Origin of the sequence: Streptomyces capitiformicae (genome assembly GCF_002214185.1) — a bacterium.
Taxonomy (GTDB): domain Bacteria; phylum Actinomycetota; class Actinomycetes; order Streptomycetales; family Streptomycetaceae; genus Streptomyces; species Streptomyces capitiformicae.
On record NZ_CP022161.1, the window covers coordinates 4,158,077 to 4,180,272 of the forward strand.

Here is a 22,196-nt window from a genome sequence, read left to right on the forward strand (position 1 = left end):
ATGGTTCACAGTAATGGACAGTGTCAGGCCTGTAAACTCCTTTTGCTGCTGACGGTGCCCGCGCCTGTCCGGCGGTCATCTGCAACGCCGCGCCATGGCCCGCGCCCTCCCCGCCCTGAGCCCGGCCCAACAGCGCCCCCATCTCCTAGGGTTGACCCCCGACGGCGGCCGAGGCGCAGGACGCGAGAGGGGTGGACCCGGTGAACGCACAGGACGGCGGCGGTGCCGGTGCCGTATCCCGCAACGAGATCAGCGGCGGCGCCCAGCACGCCCCCATCCTCCAGGCCCGCGACTTCACCGGCCCCGTCACGATCACCACCACACCGACCGTCACCCCCGGCCCCGGCCCCGCCGTACCCACGCACCTCCAGGACCCCCGGAACTGGCCCCTCGCAGCCAACTGGGACGCCCTCTCTGCGGGCGCCCACCGCTCACGCCCCGACGCCGACGGCGACGCCGTACCCCCGTACATCCCCCGCGACATCGACGCGGACCTGCGCCACCGCCTGGGCGAGGCCGCCGAGGCAGGCGGGCTGGTGCTGCTCGTGGGCGACTCGACCGCCGGGAAGACGCGTGCCGCGCACGCAGCCGTCCGGGACGTGCTGCCCGGCCACCGGGTGCTGGACCCGGGCGGCGTACGCGACCTCCTCGCGGTCACCGGCGTCGTCGCACGCGCCGGCGTGCGCTACCTCGTCTGGCTGGACGACCTGGAACGCTATCTGGCGGCCGACGGGCTCAGCCCCGCCCTCCTCGCCGAACTCGCCCGGCTGCGCGTCCCGGTCGTCGCCACCATGCGCGTACGGCAGTACGAGACGTTCCTCGCCCGGGACCACGACGACCGTACGGACACCGCGGGCCGCATCCTGCGTATGGCGCACCCCGTCGAGGTCGAGCGCGTCTGGAGCACCGCCGAGGTGCGCCGCGCCGAGCAGAGCGCGGACGAGCGGATCGAGGACGCGGTCGCCCACCACGGCGTCCACGGCATCGCCGAGTACCTCGCCGCCGGCCCCGCCCTCCTCCAGGAGTGGCGCCACGCCTCACGTGTCGGCGGGCACCCGCGCGGCGGGGCCCTCGTCTCCGCCGCCGTGGCCCTCGCCCGCACCGGTCTTGGCGGCCCCTACGCGATCGAGCTGCTGGCCGGGCTGCACGACGAGTTCCTCGCCGCGGCCGGCGGCTACGCGCTGCGCCCCGAACCCCTCGCGGACGCCCTCGCCTGGGCCACCCGCGTCCGCCACGGCGCCACCAGCCTCCTCGTGCCCGCCTCCGAGATGGCGTACATGCCCTTCGACTACCTCGTCGACCACGCCGATGCATCCGTGTCGCAGCAAGTGTGGGAGGCGAGCCTGGCGCACGCGGCCGACGACGAGGAGCGCCTGATCATCGGCTCTCGTGCCGAGCGCGAGGGCGAGTACGGCCGCGCCGAGGCCGCCTGGCGACCGCTCGCCGAGGCAGGCCACCCCATGGCCATGAGTCTCCTGGGCAGTTATCTCGGCAGCCCCATCGGCGACGACCCGAAGGAGGCCGAGCGGTTCCTGAAAGGCGCGGCGGACGCGGGGGACGTCGTCGCGATGAGCAACTACGGTGACCTGCTCATGCGGCAGGGGCGTCTTGTCGAGGCGGAACTGATCTACTGGCGTGCGGTCGATGCCGGGTTCCACTTCGCCGCAGGGAAACTCGGCTTTCTGCAACTGGAGCAGGGCAGGAGCGAGGAGGGCGAGGCCAGTCTCCGTCGCGCGGTCGAGGATCCTGATTTCACCGGCGCGATCTTCTGTTACCCGCTGGCGCGGCTGCTGGAAGAGACCGGGCGGCCGGAGGAGGCCGTGGAGATGTACCTCCGCGCCTATCGGTCGGGAAACCATGGCTCCCTGTCCAGGCTGCGGCAATTGCCTCTCCGCCCCGAGCACCTCGACGAACTGACGCGGATCTACCAGTTGATGGCTGCGGGGGACCACGCGCTCTTCTTCGACGACCTGCGCCACTTCCTCACGGACCTGGGCCGCCCCCCGACCTGATCCAGCCCCAACCGGGGTCCTCCGCAAGGCCGCCGCAAAAACAATGCAAGCACGCTTGCTTGTTTCTCCCCTCGCTGCCATGCTCCCCCCCATGGCCGACCCCACCCCCGTGATCGACGCCCTCCGCGCGGAGAGCGAGGAACTCGACCCGCTCGTGGCCGAGTTGAGCCCCGAGCGGTGGGCGCTCGCGTCGCCCGCCCCCGGCTGGACCGTCGCCCACCAGGTCGCCCACCTCGCCTGGACCGACCGCGCGGCGTTGATGGCGGTGACCGATCAGGCCGCCTTCGCCCGTGAGGTCGAGACGGCGTTGACCTCGCCCGGGGATTTCGTGGACAACGGCGCGGAGGAGGGCGCGGAGAAGCCGCCCGAGCAACTGCTCGCGGACTGGCGGGCGGGGCGTGAGGCTCTGGAGGATGCCCTGCGGGCCGCACCCGAGGGCGCTCGGTTCCCCTGGTACGGGCCGCCCATGTCCACCGCCTCCATGGCGACCGCCCGCCTCATGGAGACCTGGGCCCACGGCCTGGACGTCGCCGACGCGCTGGGGGTCCCACGGATCGCCCCCAGTGACCGGCTCCGTCACATCGTCCGACTCGGCGTCCGCACCCGCGACTTCGCCTTCGGTGTGCACGGACTGACCCCGCCGTTCGAAGAGTTCCGTGTCGAACTCACCAGCCCCGGAGGGGAGGTGTGGGAGTACGGCCCCGAGGACGCGACCGACCGCGTCACCGGTCCCGCCCTCGACTTCTGCCTCCTGGTCACCCAGCGCGCCCACCGAGCCGACCTCGCCCTCCGTGCAGACGGCCCGGACGCCGACCGCTGGCTGGACATCGCCCAGGCCTTCGCCGGTCCGCCGGGCAAGGGCCGCGCCCCCAGCGAGGAGTCGGCGTGACGCCACCCCTCCGCATAGGCAACGCCTCCGGCTTCTACGGCGACCGCTTCGACGCCATGCGCGAGATGCTCACCGGCGGCGAACTGGATGTCCTCACCGGCGACTACCTCGCCGAGCTGACCATGCTCATCCTCGGCCGCGACCGACTGAAGGACCCCACCGCCGGGTACGCCCGCACCTTCCTCCGCCAACTGGAGGAGTGCCTGGGCCTCGCCCACGACCGGGGCGTCCGTCTCGTCACCAACGCCGGCGGCCTCAACCCGGCCGGACTCGCCGACGCGGTGCGGGAGCTGGCCGACCGCCTCGGCATCCCCGTCCGCGTCGCCCATGTCGAGGGCGACGACCTCACCGCCAGACATCCCGGCAGCCTCGCCGCCCACGCCTACCTCGGCGGCTTCGGCATCGCCGCCTGTCTGCGCGAGGGCGCGGACATCGTGGTCACGGGGCGGGTGACGGACGCGGCCCTCGTCACCGGGCCCGCCGCCGCCCACTTCGGCTGGGGCCCGGCGGAGTACGACTGCCTCGCGGGCGCGGTCGTCGCGGGGCATGTCCTGGAGTGCGGGGCGCAGGCCACCGGCGGCAACTACGCGTTCTTCCCGGAAGGGGACGTCAGCCGCCCCGGCTTCCCCCTCGCCGAACTCCACGCGGACGGCAGTTGCGTCATCACCAAACACCCCGGCACCGGCGGTTTCGTCGACGTCGGCACGGTGACGGCCCAGCTGCTGTACGAGACGGCCGGCGCCCGGTACGCGGGCCCCGACGTCACCGCCCGCCTGGACACCGTACGACTGACCCAGGAGGGCCCAGACCGCGTCCGTATCGACGGCGTACGCGGCGAGGCCCCGCCTCCCACCCTCAAGGTCGGCCTCAACCGCCTCGGCGGCTACCGCAACGAGGTCACCTTCGTCCTCACCGGCCTCGACATCGAGGCCAAGGCCGCCCTCGTACGGCAGCAGATGGCGGACGCGCTCGCCAAGTCCCCGCCCGCCGAGGCGCGGTGGGACCTCGCCCGCACCGACCATCCCGACGCCCCCACCGAGGAGACCGCCGCCGCCCTGCTCCACCTCGTCGTACGCGACCCCGACCAGCACACGGTGGGCCGCGCCCTCACCGGAGCCGCCGTCGAACTGGCCCTCGCCAGCTACCCCGGCTTCCACGTACTCGCACCCCCCGGAAAAGGCGCGCCCTACGGCGTCTTCGAGGCCGCGTACGTCGACCAAAGGGCCGTGGACCAGGTGGCCGTCCTCCACGACGGGCGGCGGATCCCTGTGCCGCCGGCCCACGACACGGTCGTACTCGACGATGTGCCGGAGCCGCCCCTTCCGGAGCCGTTGCCACCAGGGCCCACGAAGCGCGCTCCCCTCGGCCGCATCGCAGGTGCCCGCAGCGGGGACAAGGGCGGGAACGCCAACGTCGGTGTCTGGGTGCGTACGGATGACGCCTGGCGGTGGCTCACCCATCAGCTGACGACTGACAGATTTCAACAGTTGATACCTGAAAGTCGTCAGTTGAAAGTCGCTCGACACCAGCTGCCCAACCTCCGCGCCCTCAACTTCACCGTCGAGGGCATCCTCGGCGAGGGCGTCGCCTCGCAGGCCCGTTTCGACCCCCAGGCCAAGGCCCTCGGCGAGTGGCTCCGCTCCCGCCACCTGGACATCCCGGAGATCCTCCTTTGACGGTCCTCACCTCCACCCTCGACCCCCACGCCCCCGACCACACGGCGAACCGCGAGGTCATGCTCGCCAAGCTCGCCGAACTCGACGCCGAGCACGCGAAGGCCCTGGCGGGCGGCGGCGAGACGTACGTCGAACGGCACCGCGAGCGCGGCAAGTTGCCGGCCCGCGAGCGCATCGAACTGCTCCTCGACCCCGACACCCCCTTCCTGGAGCTGTCCCCGCTCGCGGCCTGGGGCAGCGAGTACACGGTGGGCGCGTCCCTCGTCACCGGCATCGGGGTCGTCGAGGGTGTCGAGTGCCTGATCACGGCCAACGACCCGACCGTACGCGGCGGCGCGAGCAACCCCTGGAGCCTGAAGAAGGCCCTCCGCGCGAACGACATCGCGCTCGCCAACCGACTGCCCTGCATCAGCCTCGTCGAGTCCGGCGGGGCCGATCTCCCCTCCCAGAAGGAGATCTTCATCCCGGGCGGCGCGATCTTCCGCGACCTCACCCGGCTCTCCGCCGCCGGAATCCCGACCATCGCCGTCGTCTTCGGTAACTCCACCGCCGGCGGCGCGTACATCCCCGGCATGTCCGACCACGTGATCATGGTCAAGGAGCGGGCGAAGGTGTTCCTCGGCGGCCCGCCCCTGGTGAAGATGGCCACCGGCGAGGAGAGCGACGACGAGTCGCTGGGCGGCGCCGAGATGCACGCGCGCGTGTCGGGCCTCGCGGACCACTTCGCCGTCGACGAGCCCGACGCCATCAGACAGGCCCGCAGGGTGGTGGCCCGCCTCAACCACCGCAAGGCGTACGAGGATCCGGGCCCCGCCGCACCTCCCAAGTACGACGCGGAGGAGTTGCTGGGCATCGTCCCGGGCGACCTGAAGGCACCCTTCGACCCCCGCGAGGTCATCGCCCGCGTCGTCGACGCCTCCGACTACGACGAGTTCAAGCCCCTCTACGGCACCAGCCTCACCACCGGCTGGGCGACCCTCCACGGCTATCCCGTCGGCATCCTCGCCAACGCCCAAGGGGTGCTGTTCAGCGAGGAGTCGCAGAAGGCCGCCCAGTTCATCCAGCTGGCCAACCAACGCGACATCCCGCTCCTCTTCCTGCACAACACCACCGGCTACATGGTCGGGAAGGAGTACGAGCAGGGCGGCATCATCAAGCACGGCGCGATGATGATCAACGCCGTCAGCAACTCGAAGGTCCCGCACCTCTCAGTCCTCATGGGTGCCTCGTACGGCGCCGGCCACTACGGCATGTGCGGACGCGCCTACGACCCCCGCTTCCTCTTCGCCTGGCCGAGCGCCAAGTCGGCCGTCATGGGCCCGCAGCAGCTGGCCGGGGTCCTCTCGATCGTCGCCCGGCAGTCGGCGACCGCGAAGGGCCGGCCGTACGACGAGGATGCGGACGCCGCCCTGCGCGCGATGGTGGAGCAGCAGATCGAGTCCGAGTCGCTCCCCATATTCCTGTCCGGGCGGCTGTACGACGACGGGGTCATCGACCCGCGCGACACCCGCACCGTCCTCGGCCTGTGCCTGTCCGCGATCCACACGGCGCCCTACGAGGGCGCGCGCGGCGGCTTCGGCGTCTTCCGGATGTGAGGAACGCGGATGTGAGGAACGTGGATGTGAGGAACGTGGATGTGAGCAACGTGGATGTGAGCAACGTGAGGGGCCACATGATTTCGACACTTCTCGTCGCCAACCGGGGCGAGATCGCCTGCCGGGTCTTCCGCACGTGCGGCGAGCTGGGAATCCAAACGGTCGCCGTGCACTCCGACGCCGACGAGAACGCCCTCCACGCGCGCGTGGCCGACGCGACGGTACGACTGCCGGGCGCCGCCCCCGCGGACACGTATCTCCGCGGCGACCTGATCGTGAAGGCGGCCCTCGCCTCCGGCGCCGACGCCGTCCACCCCGGCTACGGCTTCCTCTCCGAGAACGCCGACTTCGCCTGCGCGGTCCTCGACGCGGGCCTCACCTGGATCGGTCCGTCCCCGGAGGCGATCGAGGCGATGGCGTCCAAGACGCGCGCGAAGACACTCATGGGGCTCCCGTTGCTCGGGGAGGTGACGGAGGACGACCTTCCGCTACTGGTGAAGGCGGCCGCGGGCGGCGGAGGGCGCGGCATGCGCGTCGTACGCCACCTGAAGGAGCTGAGCGCCGCCCTGGAGGCAGCCCGCGCCGAAGCCCTGAGCGCCTTCGGCGACGGCGAGGTGTTCGTCGAGCCGTACATCGAGCACGGCCGCCACATCGAGGTCCAGATCCTCGCCGACACCCACGGCACCGTCTGGGCCCTCGGCACCCGCGACTGCTCCCTTCAACGCCGCCACCAGAAGGTGATCGAGGAGGCTCCTGCGCCCGGCCTCTCGGAAGAGCTCGCGGAGGAGCTGCGCACGCTGTCCGTACGCGCGGCCCGCGCGGTCGACTACGTCGGCGCCGGCACGGTCGAGTTCCTCGTCGCCGACGACAGGGCCCACTTCCTGGAGATGAACACCCGCCTCCAGGTCGAACACCCGGTGACGGAGGCGGTGTTCGGCCTCGACCTCGTGGCGGAACAGATCCGGATCGCCGAGGGCCACGCCCTGCCGACCGACCCCCCACGCGCGCGTGGCCACGCCATCGAGGCGCGTCTCTACGCCGAGGACCCACCCCGCGACTGGGCCCCGCAGACGGGCACCCTGCACCGTCTGGCGGTCCCGCGGGGAGTCCGCCTGGACACCGGCTACGAGGACGGCGACCTCATCGGCGTCCACTACGACCCCATGCTCGCGAAGGCCGTCGCCCACGCCCCGACACGCGAGGAGGCACTCCGCAAACTCGCCGGTGCCCTGGAGAAGGCGACCATCCACGGCCCGACCACCAATCGAGACCTCCTCGTCCGCTCCCTGCGCCACAAGGAGTTCACGACGGCCCGCATGGACACGGGCTTCTACGACCGCCACCTCACCGACCTCACCAAGCCCGCCCCCGACCCGTACGCCCCCCTGGCCGCCGCCCTCGCCGACGCCCACGGCCGCTCCCGCTTCGGCGGCTGGCGCAACGTTCCTTCCCAGCCCCAGACCAAGCGCTACGCGCTGGCAGGCGAGGAGATCGAGGTCCGCTACCGCCACACACGGACGGGTCTGGAGGCGGATGGGGCGCGCGTCGTCCACGCCGACGCGCGTCTCGTCGTACTCGAAGTGGCCGGCGTACGAAGGAACTTCGAGGTCGCGAGGTACGGCGACGAGATCCACGTCAACGCCACACACCTCACCGCGCTGGCCCGCTTCCCGGACCCGACAGCCCAGCACGCCCCGGGGTCCCTACTCGCCCCCATGCCGGGAACGGTCGTCCGCGTCGCCGAAGGCCTGACCGCCGGGGCCGCCGTACAGGCCGGAGAGCCCCTGCTGTGGCTGGAGGCGATGAAGATGGAACACAAGATCACAGCCCCGAGTACAGGAACGCTGAGCGCTCTGAACGTTGTACCTGGCCAACAGGTGACGGTCGGTTCTCTGCTGGCGGTGGTGCGAGAAACCTAGGGGCGCGGGGCCGTATCGATATGCGGCTACCGCCGCGATGGGGGTCCCCCCGCTCATGGGAGTCCCCCCGCTCGAGCGAAGTCGAGAGTGGGGGAGAAGCCGAGAGTGGGGGAGCGACCAGCCACAAACCACCCGCACCGGGAAGGAACCCCATGCCCCACACCCACGAATCCGAAGAACACCAGGCCCTACGAGAAGCCGTATCCACCCTGGGCAAACGCCACGGCCGCAACTTCGACCCCGACCAACTCTGGGCCGACGCAGCCAAACTCGGCTACCTGGGCGTCAACCTGCCGGAGGCATACGGCGGCGGAGGCGGAGGAATATCCGAACTCTCAATCGTCCTGGAAGAATTGGGCGCCGCAGGCTGCCCCCTTCTCATGATGATCGTCTCCCCGGCGATCTGCGGCACAGTGATCGCCCGCTTCGGTACGGACACCCAAAAACAACAGTGGCTCCCCGCCCTGGCAGACGGCACCCGAACCATGGCCTTCGGCATCACGGAACCCGACGCCGGCTCCAACAGCCACCGCATCACCACCACCGCCCGCATAGCCGCCGGAGGCAACTGGCTGCTCACCGGCCGCAAGGTCTTCATCTCCGGCGTGGACAAGGCGGACGCGACCCTCATAGTCGGCCGCACCGAAGACGCTCGCACCGGCGCCCTCAAGCCCTGCCTCTTCATCGTCCCGCGTGACACCCCCGGCTTCGAGTACCGCCGGATCCCCATGGAACTCCAGGCCACGGAGAAGCAGTTCGAGCTGACCCTCGACGACGTACGACTGCCCGCCGAAGCCCTGGTCGGCGACGAGAACGCCGGCCTCCTCCAGCTCTTCGCCGGTCTGAACCCCGAGCGCATCATGACGGCGGCGTTCGCGATCGGCATGGGCCGGTACGCGCTCGCGCAAGCGATCACCTACGCCCGCGACCGCACCGTGTGGAACCAGCCGATCGGCGCCCACCAGGCCATCGCGCACCCCCTCGCCCAGTCCCACATCGAACTCGAACTGGCCCGCCTGATGATGCGGAAGGCGGCGTACCTCTACGACGCCGGGGACGACGTGGCGGCGGGTGAGGCCGCCAACATGGCCAAGTACGCGGCGGGGGAGGCCTGCGTGAAGGCCGTCGACCAGGCCGTGCACACCCTCGGCGGCAACGGCCTCACGAGCGAGTTCGGGCTCGCCTCGCTCATAACGGCCGCGCGCGTGTCTCGTATCGCGCCGGTGAGCCGGGAGATGATTCTCAACTACGTCTCCCACCAGACCCTGGGCTTGCCCAAGTCGTACTGAGCCGCCAGACGCCGTACGCACGAGAGGCGTACGGGTACGTGCGAGGAGGAACCCCATGTTCCGCAGCGAGTACGCAGACGTCCCGCCCGTAGAACTCCCCATCCACGAAGCCGTCCTGGGTCACGCCGCCGACTTCGGCGACACCCCCGCCCTGATCGACGGCACCGACGGCACGACCCTCACGTACGAACAACTGGACCGGTTCCACCGACGCCTCGCCGCCGCGTTCGCCGACGCCGGCGTCCGCAAGGGCGATGTGCTCGCCCTGCACAGCCCCAACACCATCGCCTACCCGACCGCCTTCTACGCCGCCACGCGAGCGGGGGCGACGGTCACCACCGTCCACCCGCTGTCCACGTTGGACGAGCTGGCCAAGCAGCTGCGGGACTCCGGCGCGAGCTGGATCGTCACGGTCTCGCCCCTCCTCGAAACCGCCCGCACGGCCGCCGAACGCGTGGGCGGCGTACGGGAGATCTTCGTCTGCGACAGCGCCCCCGGGCACCGTTCGCTGATCGACATGCTCGCGGTCGCCGCCCCCGAACCGGCCGTCGACATCGACCCGGCGACGGACCTGGCGGCCCTCCCGTACTCCTCCGGCACGACCGGCCTCCCCAAGGGCGTGATGCTCACCCACCGGTCCATCGCCACCAACCTCGCCCAGCTCGAACCCGTGATGCCGTCCGGCCCCGGCGACCGCATCCTCGCCGTCCTGCCGTTCTTCCACATTTACGGCCTCACGGCACTCATGAACGCCCCGCTGCGGCTCGGCGCCACGGTCGTCGTCCTGCCCCGCTTCGACCTGGACTCCTACCTCAAGGCGATCGTCGAGCACCGCATCACGCACCTCTACGTGGCCCCGCCCATCGTCCTCGCCCTGGCCAAGCACCCGGCCGCCGACCGCTACGACCTCTCCACGGTCCGGCACATCCTCTCCGCCGCCGCGCCCCTGGACGCGAAGCTCGCCGTCGCCTGCTCCGCCCGCCTCGGCCTGCCGCCCGTCGTCCAGGGCTACGGCATGACCGAACTGTCCCCCTGCTCCCACCTGGTGCCCCTGGCCCAGGCCGCCGACGCGCCCCCCGGCACCGTCGGCAAGCTCATCGCCGGCACCGAGATGCGGATCGTCTCCCTCGACGACCCCGACAAGGACGTCCCCGTCGGCGAGCCCGGCGAGGTCGTCATCCGCGGCCCCCAGGTCATGAAGGGCTACCTGGGCCGCCCGCAGGCCACCGCCGACATGATCGACGCCGACGGCTGGCTGTACACCGGGGACGTGGCGTACTGCGACGCCGACGGCTGGCTCTACGTCGTCGACCGCGTCAAGGAACTGATCAAGTACAAGGGCTTCCAGGTCGCCCCCGCCGAACTCGAAGCCCTCCTGACCACCCACCCGGGCATCGCCGACGCCGCCGTCATCGGCCACTACAACGACGACGGCAACGAGGTCCCACACGCCTTCGTCGTCCGCCACCCCACGGCCCCCGACCTCTCCGAGAGCGAGGTCATGATGTACGTCGCCGAACGCGTCGCCCCGTACAAACGCGTCCGCCACGTCACCTTCATCGCCGCCGTCCCCCGCGCGGCCTCCGGCAAGATCCTCCGCCGCGAACTCCGTGAACTCCGTGAACTCCGTGAACTCCGCGAACTCCGCGAACTCAGGGAACGCCCATGACCGACCAGCCACGGGAGCGCCTGTGAAGGGCCTCGTCCAGCACACCCACGACCGGGGCATCGCCACCCTCACCCTCGACTCCCCGGCCAACCGCAACGCGCTCTCCGCCACCCTGGTGAGCGAACTGCGCGACGCCCTCAAGGAGTGCGGCCGGGACGGCACCGTACGGGCGGTCGTCCTCACCCACACCGGCAACACGTTCTGCGCCGGCGCCGATCTACGCGACCCGCCCGACCCGAGGGCCCTGGTCAAACTGCTCCGGCAACTCGTCGAACTGCGCAAACCCGTCGTCGCCCGCGTCACCGGCCATGTCCGCGCGGGCGGCCTCGGACTGCTCGGGGCCTGCGACATAGCCGCCGCCGGCCCCGAGGCCACCTTCGCCTTCACCGAGGTCCGCATCGGCGTCGCCCCCGCCGTCATCTCCCTCACGCTCCGCCCCCGCACCGACCCCCGCGCCCTCGCCCGCTACTGCCTCACCGGCGAGGAGTTCGGCTCCGCCGAAGCCGCCCGCATCGGCCTGCTGACCGCGACCGGAGCCGACGTCGACGACGTACTCGAACCCGTCCTCGACGGACTGCGCCGAGCCTCCCCGCGGGCCCTGGCGGAGACGAAACACCTGCTCGCGGCTAAGGTGCTGGAGAACTTCGACCTGGACGCGGGCGAACTGACCCGCCTCTCGTCCCGGCTGTTCGCCTCCGCCGAAGCCCGCGAGGGCATGACGGCCTTCCTCGAAAGACGGGAACCGGGATGGGTGTTGTGAGCACGGCCGGACCCAGTGCCGCCGCTCCGAAACAGGACCGCAGCCGGGCCACCCGGCAGCGGCTCCTGCAGGCCGCCGTGGCCTGTCTCGCCGAACACGGCTGGGCGGGCTCCACGGTCTCCGTCGTCGCCGAACGCGCCGGCGTCTCCCGAGGCGCCGCCCAGCACCACTTCCGCACCCGCGAGGACCTGTTCACCGCGGCCGTCGAGTACGTCGCCGAAGAGCGCTCCACCGCCCTGCGCGCCCTCTTCCCCGACGGCGCCACCGACCGCCGGGCCGTCGTCGCCGCCCTCGTCGACCTCTACACCGGCCCCCTCTTCCGCGCCGCCCTCCACCTCTGGGTCGCCGCCTCCAACGAGGACCAGCTCCGCCCCCGGGTCACCGAACTGGAGGCCCACGTCGGCCGCGAGACCCACCGCATCGCCGTCGACCTCCTCGGCGCCGACGAGTCCCGCCCCGGCGTCCGCGAAACCGTCCAGGGCATGCTCGACATGGCCCGCGGCCTCGGCCTCGCCAACCTCCTCACCGACGACTCGGGCCGCCGCGACAAGGTCGTGGCCCAGTGGGCCGCACTGCTGGACGACGCGCTCGCCTGATCACGGGCTTCATCACGGGCTGAGCCGCTCCACCCGCCACGACCCGTCCGGCTCCGCCACATACCGCAACCGGTCGTGCAGCCGGTTGTACCGCCCCTGCCAGAACTCCACACTCTGCGGCGCCACCCGGAAACCACCCCAGTTCGGCGGCACCGGCACCTGCTCGCCCTCCGGATAGCGGGCGTTCAACTCCTCGTACGCGGCGTCCAGTTCGGCCCGCGAGTAGATCACCGAGGACTGCGCGCTGGCCCATGCGCCCAGCTGCGAACCATGCGGCCGCGTACGGAAGTACGCCGCCGTCTCGTCCCGCCCGGTCCGCCGGGCCGTACCGCTCACGATCACCTGCCGGGCGACCGGATGCCATGGGAAGAGCAGCGAGACGTACGGGTTCTCGGCGAGGTCGAGGGCCTTGCGGGAGTCGTAGTTCGTGTAGAAGACGAAGCCCTGCTCGTCGTACGACTTCATCAGCACCGTACGGGAGCTGGGCCGGCCCTCGGCGTCGGCGGTCGACACGACCATGGCGTTCGGCTCGAAGACCGCGCCCTCCTGCGCGGCCTGCCGGAACCACCGCCCGAACTGCGCCATCGGATCCCCGGCCAGCTCGCTCTCGTCGAGCCCGTCGGCCCGGTACTGCTTGCGCATGAGAGCGGGATCGGGCACGGGTTCGAGACCGGGATCATTCACGTGGTCATCTTGCCGTATCGACGGCCGACAGGGAGTCTGGTGGCACTGAGTGCCGCGTACTCTCCCCAAACCTGGCACTCAGGCGTAACGTACGCATCCACCAGTCGCACGCATCAAGAGGAGCCGCCTGATGTCCGACTTCGTACCCGGACTCGAAGGAGTCGTCGCGTTCGAGACGGAGATCGCCGAACCGGACAAGGAGGGCGGGGCCCTGCGATACCGGGGCGTCGACATCGAGGACCTGGTCGGCCACGTCTCCTTCGGCAACGTCTGGGGCCTGCTCGTCGACGGCGCCTTCCGCCCCGGCCTGCCGCCCGCCGAACCCTTCCCGATCCCCGTCCACTCGGGTGACATCCGAGTCGACGTCCAGTCGGCCCTGGCCATGCTCGCCCCCGTCTGGGGCCTGAAGCCGCTCCTCGACATCGACGAGGAACAGGCCCGCGCCGACCTCGCCCGCGCCGCCGTCATGGCCCTCTCCTACGTCGCCCAGTCCGCGCGCGGCCAGGGCCTGCCCATGGTCCCCCAGCGCGAGATCGACAAGGCCCAGTCCGTCGTCGAACGCTTCATGATCCGCTGGCGTGGCGAGCCGGACCCCAAGCACGTGGCGGCGGTGGACGCCTACTGGACGAGCGCCGCAGAACACGGCATGAACGCCTCGACCTTCACCGCGCGCGTGATCGCCTCGACGGGCGCGGACGTGGCGGCGGCGCTGTCCGGCGCCGTAGGAGCCATGTCGGGCCCCCTGCACGGCGGCGCCCCCTCCCGCGTCCTCGGCATGATCGAGGAGATCGAACGCACCGGCGACGCCGACGCCTACGTGAAACGAGCCCTCGACAAGGGCGAACGCCTCATGGGCTTCGGCCACCGCGTCTACCGCGCCGAGGACCCCCGAGCCCGAGTCCTCCGCCGCACCGCCCGTGACCTGGGCGCCCCCCGCTTCGAGGTGGCGGAAGCCCTGGAGAAGGCGGCCCTTGCGGAGCTGCACGCCCGCCGCCCCGACCGGGTCCTGGCCACGAACGTCGAATTCTGGGCCGCGATCATCCTCGACTTCGCCGAGGTCCCGGCGCACATGTTCACCTCGATGTTCACCTGCGCCCGCACGGCCGGCTGGTCGGCCCACATCCTCGAACAGAAACGCACCGGCCGCCTGGTCCGCCCGTCGGCCCGCTACATCGGCCCGGGCCCCCGCGACCCGAGGGAGATCGAGGGCTACGAGGACATTGTGTCCCGCTGACCGCTGCGCGAAAACGCAGACGACCCGCAGGCTCAGGGTCCCTCCGCCACAAGGACGAAGAAGCCGGCCGGACGTACCGGCGAGCCTGCGGGTCGGGTGACTGCGTTGGATTAGGCCGGCTGCACGCTCAGTTCACGTGCTGGTCCGGCGCCGAACCGAGTACGACGGCGGGCCATCAGCCCGCAGCCACCTCTTCCGTCCGGTATTCATACATCTGCCGAACCACCTCCTTTCCGAAGTAGTCGCAACTTTAGGCAGCGATGTGGAGGGGCTCAAGCTAATTTTCCGAGCGGTTTACCGCACTACGGCGAACACCGCTCGAGCGCGGGTGCCGTCCGGCAGCCCCCAGTGGCCGGTGACGTGCCCCGACGCCCCCTCCGGAAGGCCGACCGGCCCGTCCGGCGCGGGCTGCAGGACCCGCTTCAGCCGGAGGGTGCCACCCGGTGCGACGGCCAGCTCGGTGCTCTGCTGGTCGTCGGAGGCGGCGACGGCGCTCATGGAGAGGGGGCCGTCACCGGCGTAGGCGCGCGTGACCTCGTGGTCCAGGGCGTCGCTGATGCTCTGCTGCTGGGCCTCGGCGCGGCCCTCGAAGAGGGCGAGGAACTGGGTGATCAGGACCGGGTCGTGGGTGCCGTCGTAGATCCACCGCTTGCCCAGTACGCCGTGTTCCGAGGTACCGATGAGGGCGTGGTCGGCGTCGGGGAGGGGCGCGCCTCGGTAGGTGAGGGGGACCAGGTAGTGGACTGGGGTGGGGGCGGAGGTGTCGGTGGTGACCATGAACTCGATGCCGACCTCGCCGGCGGGGTCGTCGAGGCGGAAGCCGCCCGCCTTGGTCAGGTCGGGCTCACCGGTGCCGCGGTACCAGGGGCGGGTGGGCAGCCAGGCCGTGAGCAGTTCGAGCTTGGTGGGCTTCATGGTGGTCTGGTGGATGAGAGCCATGCTGGAGATTCTTACTCGGACGACCTCTCCAGCGTCTCCAGATCCAGTGCGGCGGCGATCCGTACGGCCACGTCCTCGGCGTAGACGGCGTCGGCGCGTTCGAACTGGGTGCGGCCGGCGCCGCGGAGGAAGGTGACGACGCCGAGGGTGCGGCCGCGGCTGCGGAGTACGGCGCAGAGGGCGTGGACGGCGTCCGGGGGCCACTGGCGGCCGGTGGCCCAGTCGCGGGCGGCTTCGGGGGTGGCGGTGCCGGCGCTGGCGCGGACTGAACCGGCGCGTTCGACGCACTGCAGGGCGGGGTGGCCCTGGCCGTAGCGGACGGGGAGGCCGGCGTGGCCGGCGAGCTGGCTGGGGCCGGGGGAGCCGGAGGGGGTGGCGGCGGCGCGTACGAGGCGGGCGGGGCCTTCGCCGTCGGCGAGGGAGCCGCCGGCGACGCGGTCGATGAGGGCGTGGTCGGCGAAGCCGGCGAGGGCGAAGTCGAGGTGGACGGTGGCGGCCTCGCCTGGGTCCTCGCACTCGGCGGCGGCGCGGGCGGCCCGGTGGAGCTGGTTGACGCGGAAGCGGAGCAGCGCCGCTTCCTGTTCGCTCTGTTTGGCCTCGGTGATGTCCTGGAAGAGCCAGCCGACGCCGAGCGGGACGGGTTCCTCGGCGAGGGGTGAGGCGAGGCGGAGGAAGCCGCTGCGCCAGCAGCGTCGTTTCTCCCCGTCGGGGGTGCGGACGCCGACCCAGATCTCGGCGGGTGCGGGCGGGGCGCCTTCGGCGAGTACGTGGGTGAGGGCGCTCTCCACTTCCTCGACGCCCTGGGCGAGCAGTTCGCCGAGGGGGCGGCCGAGGACGGTCGTACGGCCGATGCCGAGGGCGCGGGCGGCGTGCGCGTTGACGACGGCGGGGCGCAGGTCCGCGTCGACGAGGACGACTCCCCAGGAGGCGTCCTCGAAGAGGGCCTCGCTGAGGGCGATGGACCGTTCGAGGTCGATCTGCGCGTGGACTTCGCTGAACGCGCAGTACAGGCCCGCAGGCTTGCCGTCAGGCCCTCGCACGGCGGCGGACTGGGTCCGTACGAGCACCCGCCCGCCGTCCTTGGTGACGAGGGCGAACTCGTGGACCTGGCGTCCGGGGGCGTGCATGGCGGCCATCAGCCGGCCCTCGACCTCCTCGGCGTCGGCGGTCCGTACGGCCCATCCGGCGAAGCCTCGCCGTCCCACGGCCTCCTCGGCGGTCCAGCCCAGGATGCGCTCGGCCTCGCGGTTCCAGTGGGTGACGACGCCGTCGCCGTCGAAGGCGCACAGCGCGGCGTCCATGCCGTCCAGCAGGGCTGCGAGCAGGTCGGAACCACCGGAGTCCATCGGGTCCACACTGTTCACACTGCCCTCAGCGTTCTCGGTGCCCTTGTCCTCCGGGCCGGCCCGCTCGGGTTCGTCGGGCCCCAATTCGTCGGTCGTCCCACTACGCCGGGAAGCACTCACCTGAACCCCCTGCAGGCTGCGTTGCGTCCGCATATACGGCATGTACGGCGCCTCGGTTCGCTCACTCGTCATCATTCAACTCGAACGTGACCCAGCCCACATCTGGTTCACGCAAGATTTGGATGAAATCGTTGTACGCCGAATTTCCGTCGCGCACCGGCCGGTGACCCCGATCGCCGCCCGCACCGCCCGGGCGTCGGCGGCCAGGTGGTGGCCGCCGACGCCCGGGCGGCGCCGGTGGGGGCTCCTTCAGAGGCTGCGGGCGGCGATGTTGCCGTAGTCGGTGGTCGCGTGGATGTTCAGGCCGGCCGTGCCGTCGGTGTTCCTGAGCGCGTTGTGGATCCGGCCGTAGCCGGTGCCGGCGTCCAGGGAGGCGGAGACTCCGGCGGCGGCGCCGACCGACACGTCGCCCATCTGCGTGCGCAGGACGACCGTGCCGCTCACGGCCTCGGTGATCCGGATGTCGCCCTTCGCGGTGCTGATCTCCGCGGGGCCGCCCAGGCGGCCGACCGAGATGTCACCGCCGGAGGTGGTGACGCGCACGCTCTCCGCCTCGTCGAGCTTGACCGTGCCGCACGCGCCCTCGAAGGTGACGTCGCCGAACCGTCCGACGGCCCGGAACTCGGCGGAGGACGCCTTCACCTCGACTCGGGAACCGGCGGGCAGCTGGACCGTCACCTCGACGGATCCGGAGGGGCCGAAGTACTGGTTCTTCGCCGAAGCCCCGATCCGCAGGACGCCGTCGCTGTACGTGACCTTGGTCTCCTCCGCGACCTTCACGTCGCGGCTCTTCGAGGCGTTCGCCGGCAGGACCTCGACCGCGGTGTCGTCCCGGTCGGCGGCGATGAACCGGACGTTCCCGGCGGGGATGTCGAGGACGGCGGTGATCGGGGCGGGGGTGTCGAAGTTCTGCATCGTGCTCTCCTCCTGGGCTGTGTGCGCTTCCTGCGCTTCGTTGTTTCCGATGCTGGAAAAGCTACGTTGCATTCCAAAGTGCGGCAACGGCATCGTTGCGAATAATCGGCATCAGTGCAGGTAAAGGCCAGAGAATCGTTGCAACGGATCTGCGTTCAACGCAACAGCGGTCACTCGATCGTTGCAATGGATAGAAGCTGAACGCTAGGCTGGAGGCGTCAAAGGAGCACAAAGAAGCACAAGGAAGCACGAAGGGGATCGCGATGCCGGGAGGCAGGCTCACTCAGCAGGAACGCCAGCAGATCGCGCTGGGGGTGGCCGACGGGCTCGCCTACGCGGAGATCGCCAGACGTCTCGACCGCCCCACCTCGACGATCACGCGCGAGGTGATGCGCAACGGCGGCCCCACCGCCTACCGCGCCGACCTGGCCCACCGCGCCACCGAACGCCGCGCCCGCCGGCGCAGGCAGGCGGAGCCCCGAGGGCCGCAGGCGCCCGCGCGGGCCGACGGGCGCGACAGCGAGGCCGTGCGCGAGTACGAGGAGACGTTCGCGACCCTCTTCATGCAGCAGGGGCTGCCCAAGATGACGGCCCGGGTGCTGGCGGCCCTCTACACCACCGACGCGGGCAGCCTCACCGCGTCCGAACTCGTCCAGCGCCTGCAGGTCAGCCCGGGGTCCGTCTCCAAAGCGGTCACGCTTCTCGAAAGCCAGGGCCTCATCCGCCGGGAACGCGACGAACGCCGCCGCGAGCGGTACGTCGTCGACGACGACGTCTGGTATCAGGGGATGGTCGCCAGCGCCCGGTCCCACGCCCAGCTCGTCGAGACCGCACGGCAGGGCGTCGGCATCCTGGGCCCCGGCACCCCGGCCGCCATCCGACTCGAGAACATCGCCCGCTTCGTCGACTTCGTCGGCGAGAGCCTCATCCGCGCCGCCGAGCAGGCCCGCGAGGTCCTCTACACGAAACCCGAAGCGACCTCGGCCGACAGCGGCACTGTCGCGCCGAGTCCGGATCGCGGATAGGCGGCCGCCTTGATCGACGGGCCCGTCACCGGGTGTGGAAGATCCGGTCGCCGTACTCCCGCATCACCCGGTCGTTCCAGTCGAGGCCGCCGTCGACGTTGCCCGAGCGCAGCAGCGGCGGTTCGACGCCCCGGTCGGCGAGGGAGGCGGCGGCGGTGGCCATGACCGCCTGGAGGAGGGCCGAGGTGACGACGGTGGAGGCGGGGGCGAAGGGGGCGGGGACGGCGTCGTGGGTGAGTTCCGCGTCGCCGACCGCGATCTTGGAGTCGAGGACGAGGTCGCAGTGGTCCTTGAGGAAGGTGCCGGAGGAGTGGCGGGATTCCGTCTCCGTGGCGTACGCGACGGAGGTGACCCCGATGACCCGTACGCCCAACTCGCGGGCGTGCGCGGCCATCTCCACGGGGAGGGCGTTGCGGCCGGAGAGGGAGACGACGATCAGGAGGTCGCCGGAGCGCAGGGGGCTCGTGTCGAGCACGGCGCTCGCCAGGCCGTCGACCCGTTCCAGGGCGGAGCCGAGCGTCGCCGGTGTCACGTCGACGCCCACGACGCCGGGTACGGCCAGCAGGTTCATCAGTGCGAGGCCGCCGGCGCGGTAGACGAGGTCCTGTGCGGCGAGGGAGGAGTGCCCGGCGCCGAACGCGAACAGCCGTCCGCCGTCGACGACGGTGTCCGCGACGAGCTTCCCGGCGGCGGCGACCGCCTCGCCCTCCTCGTCCCGCACCCGCTCCAACAGCCCGATCGCCGCGTCCAGGAACCGGCGGGCCGGTGCGTCGTCGCTCATGCGTGAACCCCTTCGTCCGTTGTCGCCCTGTGCTGCCATGGATCACGTTAGTGGTCTGGACCAGTGGGGTGTCAATGCCGGGGCCGCCCGCCCCCAGGCCCCCGCCGCGGAGCGAGGGGTCTGCGGTGCGTCTGTACGTGCACAAACCGCACCCCCGAGCTCGATTGCGCCCGCCAAACCCAGAGGAGCGACACGGTTGTCAGTCGGATGCGCAAGAATTGAGGCCAGGGCCAGCGCAAGCCGGTGGGCCACATCGGAACCCTCCGGCTGAATCTCATCGAGGGGCACGTATGTCCGGACTGATCGACACGACGGAGATGTATCTCCGCACCATCCTCGAGCTGGAGGAGGAAGGCGTGGTCCCCATGCGCGCCCGGATCGCCGAACGGCTCGACCAGAGCGGTCCCACGGTGAGCCAGACGGTCGCGCGCATGGAGCGCGACGGCCTGGTGTCCGTCGCCGCGGACCGCCACCTGGAGCTCACCGAGGAGGGCCGTCGGCTGGCGACGCGCGTGATGCGCAAGCACCGCCTCGCGGAGTGCCTCCTCGTCGACGTGATCGGCCTGGAGTGGGAGCAGGTCCACGCGGAGGCGTGCCGCTGGGAGCATGTGATGAGCGAGGCCGTCGAGCGCCGCGTCCTCGAACTGCTGCGCCACCCGACGGAGTCGCCGTACGGCAACCCGATCCCGGGCCTGGAGGAGCTGGGCGAGAAGGACGGCGCGGACCCCTTCCTGGACGAGGGCATGGTGTCGCTCGCGGACCTCGACCCGGGCACGGAGGGCAAGACCGTCGTCGTACGCCGTATCGGCGAGCCCATCCAGACGGACGCCCAGCTGATGTACACGCTGCGGCGGGCGGGCGTGCAGCCCGGCTCCGTGGTGAGCGTGACGGAGGCGGCGGGCGGCGTCCTCGTGGGCAGCGGTGGCGAGGCCGCGGAACTGGGGGCGGACGTCGCCTCCCACGTCTTCGTCGCCAAGCGCTGAGCCCAGCTGAGCCAGGCGCCGAGTCAAGCGCCGCGCTCCACCGCGGACGCCCGTACGGCACGCCGACTTCGCCCAAGATTCAGTGCGCTGAATCGCAGCGCTCGCGCCGTTCGCGTGCGAGGCTTGCGCGAGAGGCATATGACCTGAGGGGCTCTTGGCCGCCCGAGACGGAGGTCTCACGGCGGTAGGGGAGGGGGCGGGGCGGATGTGCCGTGGACATGAGGGGCGTGGACATGAGGAGGGCCCCGGCGCCGTGTGGCGCCGGGGCCTGTCCTCCCCTGTGCTGACCCGGAGCCCCGAGCTCCCAGGGTCATCCCCCTCGGACCGTTTTCCCCGAGCGGTCCGCCTCCCGTTGAAGATCTCCCCTCGCCGGCGGCGGGCAATCCCCGCCGGGGGTCACTCGAACGAGGGGTGTTGCCGCCAAGAACGGCATGTTCGAATACGCATTCGATAGCGTGGAGGGTGTGGCGCCGCGCGACCCGTCCCTGAGCGACGCACAGAATCCGTACGCCCGTACGTAACGTGTCGATCGACGGGCACGCTGTAACAACAGGTGCCCGCCGTCCCCAGCGGCGCGCACCACTGCGACAGGCAGGCGACACACAGCAGGGCAGCAGAGGCAGCAAGGCAGCGGTACGACAGCGGCCAGGACGAGTGGACCGACCGGCTCGAAGCGGGAGCGCGAGACGGGAGCGAGCGGTCCGAGCGGGAGTGTGGGGGGTGCCAATGGTGCGGCGCATCGACGTGACCGGAGCGGGTGGCGTAAGTCTCGCTGCCTGGGAGTACGGCGACCCGCCCAAGCCCGGGGAGAAGGCCGGGGACAGGGCGCAGGACGAGCTCGGTGAGAGCCCGCCGCGGCCGGGTGTGCTGTTATTGCACGGCCTCATGGGCCGTGCCTCGCACTGGGCACCCACCGCCCGCTGGCTCTCCGAGCGGCACCGCGCCGTCGCGCTCGACCAGCGCGGCCACGGCCAGAGCGAGAAGCCCGAGCAGGCCGCCTACACCCGTGAGGCCTACGTCGAGGACGCCGAGGCCGCCGTCGAACAGCTCGGCCTCGCCCCCGTCGTCCTCATCGGCCACGCCATGGGCGCGCTGACCGCCTGGCAACTGGCCGCCAAACGCCCCGACCTGGTGCGCGGCCTGATCATCTGCGACATGCGGGCCTCGGCGCTGGGCGCCGCCTCGCAGCGCGAATGGGAGAGCTGGTTCAAGGCCTGGCCGCTGCCCTTCGCCACCCTCGCCGACGTCCGCAAGTGGTTCGGCGAGGACGACCCCTGGGTGGAGCGCCCGAACCCCTCCCGGGGCGAGTTCTACGCCGAGGTCATGCAGGAGAGCGCCGACGGCTGGCGGCCCGTCTTCGACCCCGAGCAGATGCTCACGACCCGCGAGACCTGGGTGTACGACGCGCACTGGGAGGAGCTCACCCAGGTCCAGTGCCCCGCCCTCGTCGTCCGCGGCCTCGACGGCGAACTGGGCCGCGCCGAGTCCCAGGAAATGGTCCGCGTCCTGCCCCACGGCCAGTACGCCGAGGTCGCCGACGCCGGCCACCTCGTCCACTACGACCAGCCCGACGCCTGGCGCGCGGCGATAGAGCCGTTCCTGGACGGCTTCACGCACTGAACGCCCGCACGAAGCGCGGCGCTCGGCGCATTGGCTCTGTCAGCGTTCGGTGGCCCCACTGGCCGGCCGCCGCCGACCGCTCCGCCGCCACCACCGGGGCCGCGTCAGCGAATGCCGACCCCACCCGCCGACCCCACCCGCCGA

The 22,196-nt window shown here is 71.3% G+C and carries 18 protein-coding genes; 13 read left to right on the forward strand and 5 right to left on the reverse strand.

The features are described from left to right. Window positions 1–200 precede the first annotated feature (200 nt). From CES90_RS18535 to CES90_RS18575, 9 genes are all read left to right on the forward strand, one after another. A complete protein-coding gene (locus CES90_RS18535; protein WP_189785298.1) occupies window positions 201–2,012 on the forward strand; it encodes a sel1 repeat family protein in 1,812 nt (603 codons plus the stop codon). A gap of 91 nt (window positions 2,013–2,103) precedes the next feature. Then, window positions 2,104–2,901: a TIGR03084 family metal-binding protein gene (locus CES90_RS18540; protein WP_189785299.1), complete on the forward strand. Its 798-nt coding sequence runs from the start codon at window positions 2,104–2,106 to the stop codon at window positions 2,899–2,901. Next, on the forward strand, window positions 2,898–4,577 hold the full coding sequence (locus tag CES90_RS18545; protein ID WP_268257035.1) for an acyclic terpene utilization AtuA family protein: 1,680 nt from the start codon (window positions 2,898–2,900) through the stop codon (window positions 4,575–4,577). The genes CES90_RS18540 and CES90_RS18545 overlap by 4 nt, the downstream gene beginning before the upstream one ends. Next, the gene (locus tag CES90_RS18550; RefSeq protein ID WP_189785300.1) at window positions 4,574–6,172 is read left to right on the forward strand and encodes an acyl-CoA carboxylase subunit beta; all 1,599 of its coding nucleotides are present in this window, start codon (window positions 4,574–4,576) and stop codon (window positions 6,170–6,172) included. Before CES90_RS18545 ends, CES90_RS18550 begins: the two co-directional genes overlap by 4 nt. Before the next feature lie 77 nt (window positions 6,173–6,249). After that, complete coding sequence (locus CES90_RS18555; protein ID WP_189785301.1) at window positions 6,250–8,091, forward strand: acetyl/propionyl/methylcrotonyl-CoA carboxylase subunit alpha; 1,842 nt, start codon at window positions 6,250–6,252, stop codon at window positions 8,089–8,091. A gap of 152 nt (window positions 8,092–8,243) precedes the next feature. Next, on the forward strand, window positions 8,244–9,380 hold the full coding sequence (locus tag CES90_RS18560; RefSeq protein WP_189785302.1) for an acyl-CoA dehydrogenase family protein: 1,137 nt from the start codon (window positions 8,244–8,246) through the stop codon (window positions 9,378–9,380). A gap of 55 nt (window positions 9,381–9,435) precedes the next feature. After that, complete coding sequence (locus CES90_RS18565) at window positions 9,436–11,049, forward strand: 4-coumarate--CoA ligase family protein (RefSeq protein WP_189785303.1); 1,614 nt, start codon at window positions 9,436–9,438, stop codon at window positions 11,047–11,049. A gap of 22 nt (window positions 11,050–11,071) precedes the next feature. Then, window positions 11,072–11,809 carry an enoyl-CoA hydratase family protein gene (locus CES90_RS18570; protein ID WP_189785304.1) on the forward strand — a complete coding sequence of 246 codons (738 nt, stop codon included), beginning with the start codon at window positions 11,072–11,074 and terminating at the stop codon, window positions 11,807–11,809. Beyond that, on the forward strand, window positions 11,797–12,405 hold the full coding sequence (locus tag CES90_RS18575; RefSeq protein WP_189785305.1) for a TetR/AcrR family transcriptional regulator: 609 nt from the start codon (window positions 11,797–11,799) through the stop codon (window positions 12,403–12,405). Before CES90_RS18570 ends, CES90_RS18575 begins: the two co-directional genes overlap by 13 nt. A 12-nt stretch (window positions 12,406–12,417) precedes the next feature. Here CES90_RS18575 and pdxH read toward each other — a convergent pair whose 3' ends face one another. Next, on the reverse strand, window positions 12,418–13,047 hold the full coding sequence (gene pdxH / locus CES90_RS18580) for a pyridoxamine 5'-phosphate oxidase (RefSeq protein ID WP_189785370.1): 630 nt from the start codon (window positions 13,045–13,047) through the stop codon (window positions 12,418–12,420). Window positions 13,048–13,219: 172 nt separating this feature from the next. Between pdxH and CES90_RS18585 the strand changes: the two genes are divergently transcribed. Further along, a complete protein-coding gene (locus CES90_RS18585) occupies window positions 13,220–14,323 on the forward strand; it encodes a citrate synthase 2 (RefSeq protein WP_189785306.1) in 1,104 nt (367 codons plus the stop codon). A 294-nt stretch (window positions 14,324–14,617) separates the two neighbouring features. Here the strand turns inward: CES90_RS18585 and CES90_RS18590 are convergent, their stop codons facing one another. The 3 genes from CES90_RS18590 to CES90_RS18600 form a co-directional block, all read right to left on the reverse strand. Next, window positions 14,618–15,262, reverse strand: coding sequence for a maltokinase N-terminal cap-like domain-containing protein (locus tag CES90_RS18590; protein ID WP_189785307.1), 645 nt, complete (start codon window positions 15,260–15,262; stop codon window positions 14,618–14,620). An 11-nt stretch (window positions 15,263–15,273) separates the two neighbouring features. Then, window positions 15,274–16,728 (reverse strand): PAS domain-containing protein, encoded by a 1,455-nt coding sequence (locus CES90_RS18595; RefSeq protein ID WP_189785308.1) that lies wholly within the window; start codon window positions 16,726–16,728, stop codon window positions 15,274–15,276. Window positions 16,729–16,977: 249 nt separating this feature from the next. Beyond that, window positions 16,978–17,643, reverse strand: a complete 666-nt coding sequence (locus CES90_RS18600; protein ID WP_189785309.1) for a DUF4097 family beta strand repeat-containing protein — start codon at window positions 17,641–17,643, stop codon at window positions 16,978–16,980. 263 nt (window positions 17,644–17,906) lie between these two features. On the opposite strand from CES90_RS18600, the gene CES90_RS18605 reads away from it, so the two are divergent. Then, entirely contained in the window at window positions 17,907–18,668 is a 762-nt protein-coding gene (locus CES90_RS18605; RefSeq protein ID WP_189785310.1) for a GbsR/MarR family transcriptional regulator, read from the forward strand. Between the two features lie 25 nt (window positions 18,669–18,693). On the opposite strand, the gene CES90_RS18610 is transcribed toward CES90_RS18605, so the two are convergent. Then, window positions 18,694–19,449: an SIS domain-containing protein gene (locus CES90_RS18610; RefSeq protein WP_189785311.1), complete on the reverse strand. Its 756-nt coding sequence runs from the start codon at window positions 19,447–19,449 to the stop codon at window positions 18,694–18,696. A 290-nt stretch (window positions 19,450–19,739) separates the two neighbouring features. On the opposite strand from CES90_RS18610, the gene CES90_RS18615 reads away from it, so the two are divergent. Then, on the forward strand, window positions 19,740–20,432 hold the full coding sequence (locus CES90_RS18615) for a metal-dependent transcriptional regulator (protein WP_189785312.1): 693 nt from the start codon (window positions 19,740–19,742) through the stop codon (window positions 20,430–20,432). Window positions 20,433–21,158: 726 nt separating this feature from the next. Beyond that, a complete protein-coding gene (locus CES90_RS18620) occupies window positions 21,159–22,052 on the forward strand; it encodes an alpha/beta fold hydrolase (RefSeq protein WP_189785313.1) in 894 nt (297 codons plus the stop codon). Window positions 22,053–22,196 lie beyond the last annotated feature (144 nt).